Origin of the sequence: Mycoplana sp. BE70, assembly GCF_031455855.1 — a bacterium.
Taxonomy (GTDB): domain Bacteria; phylum Pseudomonadota; class Alphaproteobacteria; order Rhizobiales; family Rhizobiaceae; genus Mycoplana.
The window spans coordinates 136,531-148,577 of sequence record NZ_JAVDTM010000009.1 but is presented as its reverse complement, the minus strand read 5'-3'; the positions used below and the strand labels follow the sequence as shown (position 1 = coordinate 148,577).

Here is a 12,047-nt window from a genome sequence, read left to right as displayed (position 1 = left end):
CGACAGGGCCGGTGAGGCTGTTATGGGCACGCGGCGACGTAGCGGCGGCCGTAACGGTCGCGGTAGTAGCAACGACCAGGCTGTCCGGCCACATGGCCGATGACGGCGCCGGAAACACCGCCGATGGCGGCTCCGACGGCGGCGCCGCGGACGTCATTGGTGATGGCGCCGCCGATCACGGCGCCGGTGGCTGCGCCGATGCCGGCGCCCCTCTCGGTTGGCGTGCAGCCGACCGCTGCGAGCCCGGCCAGAACGAGCACTAGGGAAATCTTGGTCATGTCCATTCCTTCCTCTCTCGTTGATTTTCTTGCCTGTCGTAGTCTTGTCCATCCGAACGAACGGTCAAGTGTAATCCGGTTTTTCGGCCAGGTACAACCGCTCGTGGCGCGGCGGCCCAGGCAGGCTATTGGTGCTGTCTCTTCTCAACCGGCGGCCGGCAAGTACGGGGCAAAAAGCCCGCTTTTCCGATTTTGTGCTGACACTACGATTGTTGATCGGCGTTATAGTTCCCGCGGTGAGCTAGTATCCGCTGCCATTCCGGTCAGGCGGCTCAAGTCCTGTCGCGGCGGTCCAAAGCGGCAACAGCTTCATCATTCACGGTACTGGACAGGAGCACGGCGATCCAGCGGGTCGCCGGCACCTGTGCTGCGTATTCGATGAGGCAAATCAGGATGGGAACGCCAATGAAGGCACCCGGAAGACCCCACATGAAACTCCAAAAGAACACGGAGAAAATCACGGCGAACGGTGAAATCGCGAGCGAAGCACCGGTCAGCCGTGGCTCCAGGTAGCTGCCGATGACAAATTGGATAAGGTTCAGTCCGACGAAGACGAACACTGCGGATTGCCACGAATCGAACTGGGCAATCGCAAACATGGTGGGGAAGACCGTCGCCACGAATGGCCCGAGGAAAGGAATGTAATTGAGGGCGAACGCGATCGCTCCCCAGGCCGCAGCCAACTCAAGACCAACGAACCGGGCGAATATCCAAACGACCAACCCCGTCAGGATACTGGCAAACGTACGCACGGCCATGAAGCGTCGAAGCTTGGCACCGATCCTTCTGTTCGCCGCCAGAATCCGCGCACCGTGCGGTTGGACGCTCGGCAACAGCAGGCGTCGCTTGACGTCCTCCACTTCCAGAAGGCCGAGCATGACGGATATGAAGATCACCAGCGTGAAACCGGCGAAACTGTTCATGCGTCCGGCGACCCCTTGCAGCAATCCGACGAGCGCGCCGACGTTGAACCGCTCTGCCAACGGGCCGGCGACCGCCACACCATGCTCTTCCAGCCATTGGGCCCAATCAAGGTAGATCGTCTGAAAACGGCCGGCGTTGAGGAACAGCCAATGCCCGAGGACACCCAGCCCCCAGGCAATCGATGACCCCACGGAGACCACTGCGATGATCGTCACGGTCAGCGCTATGAGCAGCGCAAGCAGCCGCGGCATCACCGTCTGGAGGGCGGCCTGGACCGGCCATATCAACGCGATGACCAGCATGGAAAACGCGAACGGAACGAAGACCGATTGTGCGGCGTGCAGCAGCGCAAGAACGAGTATGCCGGCGGTTATCAGTCCGGTCATTTGTCCTTGTTCCGCTTTAACCATCCACAGTTCCCGATCTTGGTCGGCAAGACTTTACGCGGGGTCCGATGCGGACCGCAAGACCTCGTTCAGTACCCCCCTCGATCTGCCAGGTCAGCCGGCCGACACGCTAGTGTGCGCTATAGGCACCGTCCACGAGATGATAGCTGCCCGTGATGAAGCTCGCCTCGTCCGAAAGCAGGAAGCAGACCAGTGCGGCGACTTCCTCCGGGCGCCCTCGTCGCCCCATCGGCTGCAGCGACTCCATCCGACGGCTGCTCGCCAGTTGCGGGTGCCCCGTCAGGAGCGGGGTTTCGATCCAGCCGGGACCGACGGCGTTGATGCGGATACCGAACTTGGCATACTCGATTGCCGCGACCTTGGTCAGTCCCGTTACGCCGTGCTTTGCCGCGGTATAGGCAACCGTAAATGGCAGCCCGACGCAACCGAGCACGGAGGAGACATTGACAATCGCGCCGCCACCGGATGCCATCATGGCGGAAATCTGATGCTTCATGCCGTAGAAGACACCGTTCAGGTTGACGTCCATCACCTTCTGCCAGCCGTCTATGGGATAGTCCCCACTGGGGAGCCGCGGCCCGTGGATGCCGGCATTGTTAACCGCCAGATGCAAGCCGCCGCATCTTTCCACCGTCGTTTCGACCAGCCTCCTGACCGCTTCTGCGTCGGTGACGTCCACCGCGAACGCATGGGCCTTGTCTCCGTGCGCACCACGAATCTCGGCGGCAATGCCCTCTGCGGCGTCACGGTCGACGTCAGCAAGGACAACCTCGGCGCCGTCGGCGGCCAGGCGCCGCGATATGGCGGCGCCTATTCCCGAGCCACCGCCCGTCACGATCGCGACTTTTCCGTCGAAGGCAAACGCCATCGCATTTCATCCCTGTTGACTGCCACGGCCAGTCGAACAGAGGCCGCCCTTCGACGCAAGGGGATTCGTCGGAAGCGGAGTCGACATGGTTAGTCGGCACATTTTTTCTTCCGGCTTCAATCAAAGGGAGAGACTTGGCCGGAGCGCGCCGCAATGGTATGCCTAAAAAAGGCAGGGGTTCGTCTGATCGCTAGCAGGTGCAAATGGACAGGAACTTCATGACGCGTCGGGGATTCGTGTTCCTGGGGCTGGGTTTGCTGGCTTCTGGATGCAGTTCGACCTTCGGGTCGGCGGGATATCCCTCCATGTCGACCTATCGCGTAGCCTCCCAATACCGGCGTCGTCAGGTCGCGTATGATGGAAACGAGGCGCCTGGCACAATTGTCGTCAACACCTACGAACGGTACCTTTATCTCGTCGAGGGCGGTGGCCGTGCGATCCGCTACGGCGTTGCCGTCGGCGAAGAGGGCCTGACGTTCAGGGGGGAGGCGACCGTGGGTCGCAAGGCGGAATGGCCATCCTGGAGGCCGACGGACGACATGATTCGGCGCAAACCGCGGCTGGCGCAGTATGCGGGCGGCGTGGAAGGCGGACCGCACAACCCCCTTGGAGCGGCCGCGCTCTATCTCTACCAGGGCAAACAGGACACCATGTACCGGCTGCATGGAACAAATGAGCCGTGGTCGATCGGACATGCGGTCTCGAACGGATGCGTGCGCCTGACGAATGAGGATATCGTCGATCTCTACAGCCGCGCGCCCGTGGGAACGCGAGTGAAGGTCATTTGACAATACATCCGGAAGGAATAGGCCCAGGTCCATGTGCTTCCTGTGTTTCAGGCCATAAAGTCCAAGCCTTCCACCAGTTTTGCGCCACGGTTATTCCGACTTGGCGCTGTCATGCAGGCACTTATGGGGCCCCTTGTTGATGGGGCGCACGGTCTACTGAACAATCGGAAGCGACGGTCCTTTCGCCAAGAGCCGCCGCAGGAAGCGGAATCGCAGCCTGCAAGAGCGCGCAGGTTAGTCATTGATCACGGCTTGAAACAATTCGTTGATAAATCTGATCTTGCCAGCTCTTTGCCGTGATTAACTTTGTGTCCATTACGCACTATGCCTTTGTTGCTTTTGAGGTTATTAGTAGTAGCGTTGCCTTCTAAAACCTATTCCGTTCCAAGGAAAGGACATGTTGATGAGCAGACTTCTAATCGTGACAGTAGCAGTACTTTCCGTTGTCAGTCTCAGTGCCTGCGGCACAGTCGGCAAAGGCAAGGGCAAAGCCCCGCCACCGGTCGAACAGCCGGCACCCGTATATAAGTGACAACCAGCCTTGGATCGGGGAAGTGCCTGGCGGCACTTCCCCTTTCTGTGCGCTCTCTCCGGCAAAGACGCTAACGGCTGTTGCCGATAGCAGGCGAGGGTGCTTTCCGGCCAAATTTAGGCTACCCTGACCGTGGCACCGGTAAATGGAGCGTGTTCTATGACGCTGGGAAAGAGCCATGCATCGCTTATAGCCGCCTTCGCGCTTGTGCTTGCATCCTGCCAATCCGAGGACAAGCCACCGCAACCCCGTTACGTTTCGGACTACCGCGGCTATACCGGGGCACCCGAGGGGGCAACGCAACGCAGCGAGAAGCTCTATTTTATCGAATTCCGCTCGCGCTACGCCCTAAGCTACGGGCACACCTATGTGATCTTCGGGCGCACCGACAAGTCCGGCAGGATGATCAATCCCGAGGTCGCGGGCCTCGCGCCGGCCTCCAAGGATGCGGCACCCTATGTCCTCGGTCATTTCCTGCCAGTGCCGGCTGAGACCGGAGCGAGCGATGGTGATCTCGAAGAGGAGTACCGCTCTGCAAGCTGGCGCGTGAAGTTGACCGAGGCCGAATACCAGAAGACCGTCGCGTTCATTCGGCAATTGAAGGCCAAGTCCAAGTTCTGGCAGGCGACCGTCAACAACTGCAACGCCTGGACCGGGGAGATCGCCAAGTCCATGGGCTACAAGACGCCGCCAATCTGGCTCCGGCCGCAGCAGTACATCACAGAGCTTCGCGAAATGAATGCTGGCTGATTCGGTTGCCTCGGATCGACGGGAAACGCATCTTGCAAAGACCGGCGAAAATTCAAGCCCCGTGGCACGGCATGCTTATCTCAAAACCGCGACGCGCTCCGGCCCAGCACTGCACCTGGTTCTGCGCTCTGTCTGCCGTTGGAATGGGAAGAAGGGAGCCCTGCTGGGGGATCGTTTCGTCGCGGACTTCATCCGGCCACATCTGTATATCGTTGCGGACTATTCACTTTTCGTCTTGTCAGAGACAAAATCCGCTGTGCAGTATGAGCGAAATTTAGCAGGCCCTGAATCTAAATGAACCTATCTGCTGCCGCAATCGGTCAAACACTGTGGGTGCTCGGCGTTATTGCCTGGTACGTTATCCGCTACCCGTTCGAGCGCCGCGCCAAGCGCGTTCGGATCGTCACGAACCGCCGTTCGTTCGTCGACATGTTCGGGCTGGTCGCGGCCACGCTGGGGCTCGCGGTCATACCCGGCATCTACGTCGCCACCGGCTTTCCTGAGGCGGCCGACTATCCCGCCCATATATGGGCGGTTGCCATCGGAGCGCTGTCGTTCTTCTCCGCGATGTGGCTTTTTCGCCGGACCCACAAGGAACTCGGCAAGAACTGGTCGATCACCCTGGAAATTCGCGACAAGCACCAACTGGTCAGTGGCGGGCCGTACGCGCTGGTTCGCCACCCCATGTACACGTCGTTTCTGCTGATGGCGCTCGGCCAGGCTTTCCTGCTGCCGAATTGGATCGTCGCACTGGCCGGTTTTGTCGGATTTGCGTTCCTGTTCTTCCTGAGGGTCGACAAAGAGGAGCGCATGATGCTGGACAGTTTCGGTGTCAGCTATCGCGATTACATGGATCGGACCAAGAGACTTATCCCCTACATATACTAGAGGTGGCATGATGCGCGGCCGCGCTTTGAAGATTTCGGCACCGCGACGCCTCGTCGGCGACCTCATGCGGTTCTCGATCGGCATTCCGCGTGTCACGGTGCAGCGGCAAATGAACCTCGGCCCGCTTGTTAGCGCCAGGGCGGCGCAGCCGGAGCGGCCGTCATGGAGCGTCCTGTTCCTGAAAGGTTACGGGCTGCTTTCGCAGGAAACGCCTGAGCTGCGCCGAGCCTACGTCAAGCTCCCGCGCCCGCACTTCTACGAGTATCCCGTCAGTGTCGCCTCCGTCGCGAATGAGCGTGAGCATGACGGGGAGCGAATCGTCCTTTTGGCGACCATCAAGGCGCCCGAGCGCCGCACCATACCCGACCTGCAGGCGATGATCGCCGCTGCGCGCGCGCGTCCGGTCCTCGAGATCAAGGAATTCCGGCGCGCGCTGAAGTTCGCCCGGTTGCCGGGGCCGGTCAGATGGCTGCTGATGTGGCTGGGACTGAACATCGCCCGGCAGCGCGGCCGCCATTTCGGCACGTTTCAGTTCTCCGTCTATTCCGGTCTCGGGGCGGAGTCGTTCAATCCGCTCACGCCGCTGACCACCCTGCTCAACTACGGTCCGATTGCCGAAGACGGCACGGTCAATGTCCGCATCCTCTACGACCACAGGGTCATGGACGGCGCGAATGTCGCGCGGGCGCTGGAGCGTTTCGAGGAGATATTGAACGGTGAGATCGCCATGGAAGTGAATGGCCTTGCCCAGGACGGGGCGGGGGCTGCCCAGGTGGCGAGGACGGCCGGATGAGCCTCGTTTCCCAATTGAGGCCGGCGGTCGTCGTTGTCGGGGGCTCCCGCGGCATCGGAAAGGCGATCGCGACCGTCGCGGCGCGGCAGGGCGGTCCCGTGGTGCTTGTCGCGCGCTCGCACGAGAGCTTGCTGGCGGCCGCAACCGAAGTGCAAGCGGCAGGCGGCGAGGCCTTCACCCTGGAACTTGATCTGTTTTCGGCCGATGCGTCCCTGCGTCTGGAGGAGTTCCTCACCGAAAACCGACTGTCGTGCGATATTCTCGTCAATAGCGCCGGCTATGGCCTGCGCGGCGCAGCGACAATCCTCCCGATCGGCGAGCAACTGGGGATCGTCGATCTCAACATACGGGCACTCAGCGAGCTGACGCTTCGTTTCCTGCCGGGCATGCTTGCGCGCCGGCGTGGAGGGGTTATCAACCTCGGTTCGATTGCCGGCTTTACCCCCGGCCCCAACATGGCGCTCTATTATGCCAGCAAGAGCTTCGTGCGCTCTTTCTCCGAAGCCCTGTATGAAGAGTTGCGCCACACCGGCGTCACCGTGACCTGCGTGGCGCCCGGCCCGGTGGAGACAGAATTTCTCGATCGGTCCGGGGCCGGCCGGGCAATGTTGTTCAAGGTGCTGCCGAGAGCGGACGCCGTCGATGTGGCCGAAAGCGCCTGGCGAGGCTTCAATGCCGGCCGCCGGCTGGTGGTGCCGGGTGTATCCGCGAAGCTGACGGCTTTCTTCGCATCGATTCTGCCGACGGCGATCTTGCTGCCGTTGATCGGCAAACTGCAGCGTCGCGGCAACGACCCATGCCCATGCGGATCGGGGGTCAAGTACAAGGCCTGCTGTGGCAAAGGCTGGCTTCGCCGGCGCGGCCGCTCCGGCCGGATCGCCCCCGAGCGCTAAAGCGCCTCATCCAGAGACGATAGCCGCATGTTAATTCAACGCAGGCGCATCCGGACAGGATGGCAGCCGCCGGAACGACCCACATGCAGGTGAATTCCGGCCTGTGGCTGACCGGTGCGCCAGGCGCGCGCGCCATGGGCCAACAGCATGCCGACCAGGTCCTTGGTCCTGTTGCGCGAGCGCGCGAGGCCAATATCGGCGATCCGAAGCGCTGCCTCGTGGAGAGGGTGAAGACCGTTCCTGCCGCGTTTGCCACCCGATCCGGGCGGGGAGCCAATCACATTCTCGTTCATCGCCATAACGTGCCTCGTACGCAATACTCTATCGAGGACGGCGGACGCCGTTGTCGGGCGTCCCCGGCCTTGCCGCCGCCACCGGTAATCAGACCCATCCGGTGGCTGTCGCGGCCAGGCTGATATCTTTGCTGCGCTGGTTCATGAAAAAGCGTCCCAGGCAGCCATGCTCGTCACTGCTGGCTCGCCCAGCAGGCAATGCCTTTCTTCTTCAGGACTTTGCAGGCGTTGACTGCGCTGTCCTGGCCGGAAAAGCCGCCAAACCGGGCGCGGTAGAGCTGTTCGCTCCCGCTGCCGAAGGCGACGGTGAAGGGTTGGGCACCACGCAACGCCTTGCCGCCACTATCCTGCGCCTTGTTAAGGAGTGCCTGCGCTTGATCGCGATCCGGGGTGGCGCCGATCTGGATGACCCAGCCGGAGGGAATGGACTTGTCTTTCGAAGCGGCAGTGGAGGAGGTCGTCAAGGCGTCAACTGCCGGATCGATATCACCTTCTTCCACGACCGCTTCTGCTGGGGTTGGCGTGGGTGCGGCGACGTTACGCTGGACGCGAAGGGTTGCCGCAAGCGCGTCCTTGCCGACGACGCGAGCGGCGCTTGTGTCGGTGGTCGCGGCATAGGCCATCTCGATGCGCGATTCTTCGTAGCGGTAGGCCGGTACCGGGCCATTTTCGGGCAGTTCAAGGGTTCGGGCGGTCTCTACAGCGCCGCCTGCGTTTGCGGGCACGGTGTTTGCCGCCGCACTTGCCGTGAGCGTCGGGGCATCGGCGGTTTCAGCGATCAGATTGCCACCGCCGCGGCGGGAGGCCGTAGGCATGTAGCGGGCAATGAGTTGCTTCATCTGCTGGTCGCGAGAGGCGCCCGAGCGACCGCCGAGCACGACGCCGACGACGCTGCGGCCGTCTGCCTGGGCGGACGTGACCAGGTTGAAGCCGGAGGCACGGGTGTAACCGGTCTTGATGCCGTCGACCCCGCGAACAACCCCGAGCAGCCTGTTGTGGTTGCCGATCGTCGCCTTGCCGTAGCTAAAGCTGCGGGTATTGAAATAGCCGTAGTACTGCGGAAAATGCTGGCGCAGCGCCAGCCCAAGGCGCGCCTGATCGCGGGCCGTCGTGACCTGCGCGGTGTTCGGAAGGCCGTGGGCGTTGCGATAGACGGTGCGGGTCATGCCGAGCGCGCGGGCCTTCTGCGTCATCAGACGAGCGAAGCGCTCTTCGGAGCCGCCCAAAAACTCGCCAAGGGCTGTTGCGACATCGTTGGCCGACCGCGTCACCAGCGCCTGGATCGCCTGCTCGACCGTCAGCTTGCTGCCGGGGCGCACCCCGAGCTTGGACGGAGGTTCCTGCGCCGCGTTCTTTGAAACCGGAACGAGTGTGTCCTTGCGAATCTTACCAGCCTCGAGTGCTTCGAAGGTAAGATAGATCGTCATCATCTTGGTGAGCGAGGCGGGATAGCGCTGCTCGTCCGGCGCTTCGCTATAGAGCACCTTGCCGGTCTTCGCGTCGATCACGATCCCGGCATAGTTCGGGTTTGCGTACGCGGTGCCGGCAGACGCGGCGACGGCCAGGCCGCCAGCCACGAGGAGAGCCTTGGCTGCGGCAGCTGCGATCCCGGTCGCGCGTGAAAAGATGACAGAGGATAGGGAACGGAACACGCTGTTACTCTTCAGGTCTCGGATTGTTGGGCCGGCCGGATGAGAGTCGCGGGCGGCGATTGGAGAGAGACTATCGGGGCAGGGTTACCAATCGGTTTATGATGAATCATTCGTTGTGCGGTTGGTTCGGTTTTTATCGGCTGCTTTTGCCCAGGGAGGGGGATCCGCGAGCGCGGTTTGGGCAAAGTTTCGGATGGCGTGCTCCATCTCCTGCCACTGCGGCAAAAGTCTGCTCGAAAACCGATAGAGCAGCGACAGATCGTCGCCGATGTGGATATCCCTCTGACAGTCCGCGCCGGTGGACGGCTGTCCCGCTTCGGGCAGGACGCAGCGTACCGCGTAGGTCGCGCTGCCCGGTAAGTCCCCCAGCAGCAAGACCTCGTCGGCATAGCCGGAGTCTTGCTTCAGGCGACGCAGCGTCAGGCCGCCAGGGCCGGTTTCCGGTTCGCCTTGGAGCAGGTGCGAGAAAATTGGATCGACCCGGCCGGACATGTCCCGGGACATGGTGCTTTGCGAGAGTTGCACGAACACAAGGCTCTCCGGACGTCCGACATCGTTGAAGCGCAGCCGATTTGCGTTCGAGTAGCCCTCCATTTCAGGCCATGTGAGATAGAGGTCGACGCGGTCCGTCCGTCCGCTGTGGCGCTGCTCCTCGAAACGGATAGCGTTGGCGGGCAGTCGAAGGCGATCCTGACCGATCAGGATCTCGTGCATCTCGCGGCTTTCGGTGTGGCCAGCCAGGGCGATGTGTTCGCCAAGGGTGCGGCCGCCAAGACTGATGGCGATCGTCAGTGTTGCAAGCGCGGCGATGCCGATGGTGAGGCGCTTCAGAAAGCGGGGCGAGAACAGTGCAGCTTCGTCGGTCTCGCGGAGATGGGATTTGGCGTGCATGGTTCTCCCGTAGCAGCCTCGCGCACATCAGGCTCAGTAGTGCGGTGGTCCGGCGCAGAGCTTGCTCGATGACGGGGAGCTTCACTGATCATGGTTAACAATCGGTAACCGGGAGGAGCGCCCGGCGGCCGTAAAGCCAAAGATGTGGCCGTCAAGAAAAAGCGGCCGGCTCAGGGACAGGTCAGCCGGCCGCAGGCGACCTTGGTCGAGGCGGGTCTGGGAAATCACGGGGCTCTTTGTTTCGATCTGGCCAGCCCTTTGCCATCCAGCCGGTACAAGCTGTCGGCGGGTTTGCAGGGTGCGGGTTATTGCCGGACGCTGCCGACCGCGGTGGCGCGTCCGTCCTGGAGCTTGACCCACTTGCCGGCGTTGCGCACAGACTGGCGCTTGAGGAAGCGGTATTCGGTCTCCGACCAGAGCAGGACCTTGTCGCGCATGTTGTCGAGAACGAAGTCGCCGCGATCGGTGCGCACGGTGAGGACCGCGTGGCCTTCGCCGTTGGGCTGGAGTACGACCGTAATCAGCAGGTCGGACGGGGAAATGCCCGCTTCGATCAGCATCTTGCGCTTCAGCAGGACGTAGTCTTCGCAGTCGCCGGCGACGCCCGGATAGGTCCAGCGCTCTTCGACGCCGTAGATCTCGTCATCGGTGAGCGGCTCGACTGTGCTGTTCACGGTGTAGTTGACTTCGAGGATTTGCTTCCAGTTCGTCTCATCCAGCGCAAGTGGATCGCCGGCGGACTGGGCGCTGCACTCGTCGGCGTACTGCTTGCAGAATTCGTAATGACCGATCGGCTGGTTGGTCGGGCCGGTGATCGTCATGCTTGCCGGAAGCGCCTGGGCAGCCGAGCCGAATGCAAGCGAAGCGAGAACCCCGAATATCCCTGTCCAAGTTGCTTTTTTTGTCATTGTCCTGTCCCCGTGTTGGTTGGACAATGACAGGTATTTTTTTATCTCACGCGAAGTTCCGAAGTATAATTAAGTGCAAAATTTCGCTGATCTGTAGTCAAATAAGAATAAAATCAAAATCAACTTTGATTTTAAATTGAAGTAAATTTGCCTAAAATTGTAACGATCAATATGCTGGCCGTGGCGCGGTTGCTCGCTTGAGCGGGGCTATAACCTGCTGAAATCGCTTGATTTGTAGGCAACTTCTGCTTCGCCAGTTGAGGCTTTCGGCTGGTGTGCCCGACGGGTCGGTGTTCGGGCGGGGACTTTCGGTCGGCAGCAGTTGTTCGGAATGATGCGTCAATCCGTGCTGGATCCGGTCGCCGCCGGCCACGCGGGAAAATTCACAGCATCATGCGGGAAAAAGAAAAAGGGGCGTGAAGCCCCCCGGGATGCAAGACGCCGTCGCCAATGCGCTTACAGGAACTCGGTGAGCGCTTCCTTCGGCTGCACACTGGAGAACTCGATCGCCACGCCTTCCTGGAAGTGGCGAACAACGCGTCCGCGCATGTTGCCGAGCTGAACCGGCGTGCCGACGGCCGGCCGAACCTCGATATCGACGGCGGCGCCCGACAATGACAGGTCGATGATGCGGCACGGGTAGTGGCGGCCGTCGTCGAGCGCTAGTTCGGTTCGGGTGTTGCGCGGCGTCAAACGATCGTGCTGGCGGTCTTCGGGAAGGCCCAGCTCGTGCTTGTTTGCAATCCAGGTCAATTGTGCCGCCAGCTTTTCCCGCTTGCGGTCCGTGGCGTTGACCGTGATGACGAAGCCATCTTCGGTAAGCCTCTCGACAATACCCTCGATGCGGCCGAGGTGGTCGACATAGGCGATGATCCGCTCGCCGGCGCGGGGACGGGCGTGGCAGGCGAAGAAGACATCGCCCGGCGACATGGAGAGTGCGACGCAGTCGTATTCCTCATGATTGGGCAGCATGAGGCGGCCCGGCAGATTCACCGAAACACGCTGGAAGTTCCGCTGTTCGGGATGCGGTCTGCGGTCTGCCGGCGATGCTTGCTGAAACGAATACATGGGCAGACAGGGCCTGATGGAAATCTCTTTCCAACTTGTAACCTTTCGAGGTTAACAGTTCGTTCCGCGGCATTGTCGTTGTTAGCAGTCTGAACGACCATGTCGGCTGGCCGG

The 12,047-nt window shown here is 61.5% G+C and carries 14 protein-coding genes; 6 read left to right on the top strand and 8 right to left on the bottom strand.

Going from position 1 to position 12,047, the window contains the following annotated elements:
- Nucleotides 1–20: 20 nt before the first annotated feature.
- From J2Y48_RS17740 to J2Y48_RS17730, 3 genes are all read right to left on the bottom strand, one after another.
- Nucleotides 21–278 carry a YMGG-like glycine zipper-containing protein gene (locus J2Y48_RS17740; protein ID WP_310420622.1) on the bottom strand — a complete coding sequence of 86 codons (258 nt, stop codon included), beginning with the start codon at nucleotides 276–278 and terminating at the stop codon, nucleotides 21–23.
- Nucleotides 279–550: 272 nt separating this feature from the next.
- Nucleotides 551–1,588, bottom strand: coding sequence for an AI-2E family transporter (locus tag J2Y48_RS17735; protein ID WP_310420620.1), 1,038 nt, complete (start codon nucleotides 1,586–1,588; stop codon nucleotides 551–553).
- 130 nt (nucleotides 1,589–1,718) lie between these two features.
- Nucleotides 1,719–2,477: an SDR family NAD(P)-dependent oxidoreductase gene (locus J2Y48_RS17730; protein WP_310420618.1), complete on the bottom strand. Its 759-nt coding sequence runs from the start codon at nucleotides 2,475–2,477 to the stop codon at nucleotides 1,719–1,721.
- A 203-nt stretch (nucleotides 2,478–2,680) separates the two neighbouring features.
- Between J2Y48_RS17730 and J2Y48_RS17725 the strand changes: the two genes are divergently transcribed.
- From J2Y48_RS17725 to J2Y48_RS17700, 6 genes are all read left to right on the top strand, one after another.
- On the top strand, nucleotides 2,681–3,265 hold the full coding sequence (locus J2Y48_RS17725; RefSeq protein ID WP_310420615.1) for a L,D-transpeptidase: 585 nt from the start codon (nucleotides 2,681–2,683) through the stop codon (nucleotides 3,263–3,265).
- Between the two features lie 403 nt (nucleotides 3,266–3,668).
- Nucleotides 3,669–3,797, top strand: coding sequence for an ABC transporter (locus J2Y48_RS17720; protein WP_310420613.1), 129 nt, complete (start codon nucleotides 3,669–3,671; stop codon nucleotides 3,795–3,797).
- Nucleotides 3,798–3,956: 159 nt separating this feature from the next.
- Nucleotides 3,957–4,547, top strand: a complete 591-nt coding sequence (locus tag J2Y48_RS17715; RefSeq protein ID WP_310420611.1) for a hypothetical protein — start codon at nucleotides 3,957–3,959, stop codon at nucleotides 4,545–4,547.
- Nucleotides 4,548–4,841: 294 nt separating this feature from the next.
- Nucleotides 4,842–5,435, top strand: a complete 594-nt coding sequence (locus J2Y48_RS17710; protein ID WP_310420610.1) for a protein-S-isoprenylcysteine O-methyltransferase — start codon at nucleotides 4,842–4,844, stop codon at nucleotides 5,433–5,435.
- A 10-nt stretch (nucleotides 5,436–5,445) separates the two neighbouring features.
- Nucleotides 5,446–6,228 carry a hypothetical protein gene (locus J2Y48_RS17705; protein WP_310420608.1) on the top strand — a complete coding sequence of 261 codons (783 nt, stop codon included), beginning with the start codon at nucleotides 5,446–5,448 and terminating at the stop codon, nucleotides 6,226–6,228.
- Entirely contained in the window at nucleotides 6,225–7,121 is an 897-nt protein-coding gene (locus tag J2Y48_RS17700; RefSeq protein ID WP_310420605.1) for an SDR family NAD(P)-dependent oxidoreductase, read from the top strand. Before J2Y48_RS17705 ends, J2Y48_RS17700 begins: the two co-directional genes overlap by 4 nt.
- Nucleotides 7,122–7,156: 35 nt before the next feature.
- On the opposite strand, the gene J2Y48_RS17695 is transcribed toward J2Y48_RS17700, so the two are convergent.
- The 5 genes from J2Y48_RS17695 to J2Y48_RS17675 form a co-directional block, all read right to left on the bottom strand.
- Entirely contained in the window at nucleotides 7,157–7,420 is a 264-nt protein-coding gene (locus J2Y48_RS17695; RefSeq protein WP_405030249.1) for a hypothetical protein, read from the bottom strand.
- A gap of 167 nt (nucleotides 7,421–7,587) precedes the next feature.
- Nucleotides 7,588–9,066 (bottom strand): D-alanyl-D-alanine carboxypeptidase, encoded by a 1,479-nt coding sequence (locus tag J2Y48_RS17690; RefSeq protein WP_310420603.1) that lies wholly within the window; start codon nucleotides 9,064–9,066, stop codon nucleotides 7,588–7,590.
- A 96-nt stretch (nucleotides 9,067–9,162) separates the two neighbouring features.
- Nucleotides 9,163–9,957, bottom strand: coding sequence for a hypothetical protein (locus J2Y48_RS17685; RefSeq protein ID WP_310420601.1), 795 nt, complete (start codon nucleotides 9,955–9,957; stop codon nucleotides 9,163–9,165).
- A 305-nt stretch (nucleotides 9,958–10,262) separates the two neighbouring features.
- On the bottom strand, nucleotides 10,263–10,865 hold the full coding sequence (locus tag J2Y48_RS17680; RefSeq protein ID WP_310420599.1) for a transglutaminase-like cysteine peptidase: 603 nt from the start codon (nucleotides 10,863–10,865) through the stop codon (nucleotides 10,263–10,265).
- A 456-nt stretch (nucleotides 10,866–11,321) separates the two neighbouring features.
- A complete protein-coding gene (locus tag J2Y48_RS17675; RefSeq protein ID WP_310420597.1) occupies nucleotides 11,322–11,933 on the bottom strand; it encodes a PilZ domain-containing protein in 612 nt (203 codons plus the stop codon).
- Nucleotides 11,934–12,047: the final 114 nt, after the last annotated feature.

Excerpts from the sequence above, each read along its gene's own strand:
- J2Y48_RS17740 (WP_310420622.1), bottom strand. The coding sequence starts at position 278 with ATGACCAAGATTTCCCTAGTGCTCGTTCTGGCCGGGCTCGCAGCGGTC.
- J2Y48_RS17680 (WP_310420599.1), bottom strand. The coding sequence starts at position 10,865 with ATGACAAAAAAAGCAACTTGGACAGGGATATTCGGGGTTCTCGCTTCG.
- J2Y48_RS17685 (WP_310420601.1), bottom strand. The coding sequence starts at position 9,957 with ATGCACGCCAAATCCCATCTCCGCGAGACCGACGAAGCTGCACTGTTC.
- J2Y48_RS17730 (WP_310420618.1), bottom strand. The coding sequence starts at position 2,477 with ATGGCGTTTGCCTTCGACGGAAAAGTCGCGATCGTGACGGGCGGTGGC.
- J2Y48_RS17695 (WP_405030249.1), bottom strand. The coding sequence starts at position 7,420 with ATGGCGATGAACGAGAATGTGATTGGCTCCCCGCCCGGATCGGGTGGC.
- J2Y48_RS17710 (WP_310420610.1), top strand. The coding sequence starts at position 4,842 with ATGAACCTATCTGCTGCCGCAATCGGTCAAACACTGTGGGTGCTCGGC.
- J2Y48_RS17725 (WP_310420615.1), top strand. The coding sequence starts at position 2,681 with ATGGACAGGAACTTCATGACGCGTCGGGGATTCGTGTTCCTGGGGCTG.
- J2Y48_RS17675 (WP_310420597.1), bottom strand. The coding sequence starts at position 11,933 with ATGTATTCGTTTCAGCAAGCATCGCCGGCAGACCGCAGACCGCATCCC.
- J2Y48_RS17715 (WP_310420611.1), top strand. The coding sequence starts at position 3,957 with ATGACGCTGGGAAAGAGCCATGCATCGCTTATAGCCGCCTTCGCGCTT.
- J2Y48_RS17735 (WP_310420620.1), bottom strand. The coding sequence starts at position 1,588 with ATGACCGGACTGATAACCGCCGGCATACTCGTTCTTGCGCTGCTGCAC.
- J2Y48_RS17700 (WP_310420605.1), top strand. The coding sequence starts at position 6,225 with ATGAGCCTCGTTTCCCAATTGAGGCCGGCGGTCGTCGTTGTCGGGGGC.
- J2Y48_RS17705 (WP_310420608.1), top strand. The coding sequence starts at position 5,446 with ATGCGCGGCCGCGCTTTGAAGATTTCGGCACCGCGACGCCTCGTCGGC.
- J2Y48_RS17720 (WP_310420613.1), top strand. The coding sequence starts at position 3,669 with ATGAGCAGACTTCTAATCGTGACAGTAGCAGTACTTTCCGTTGTCAGT.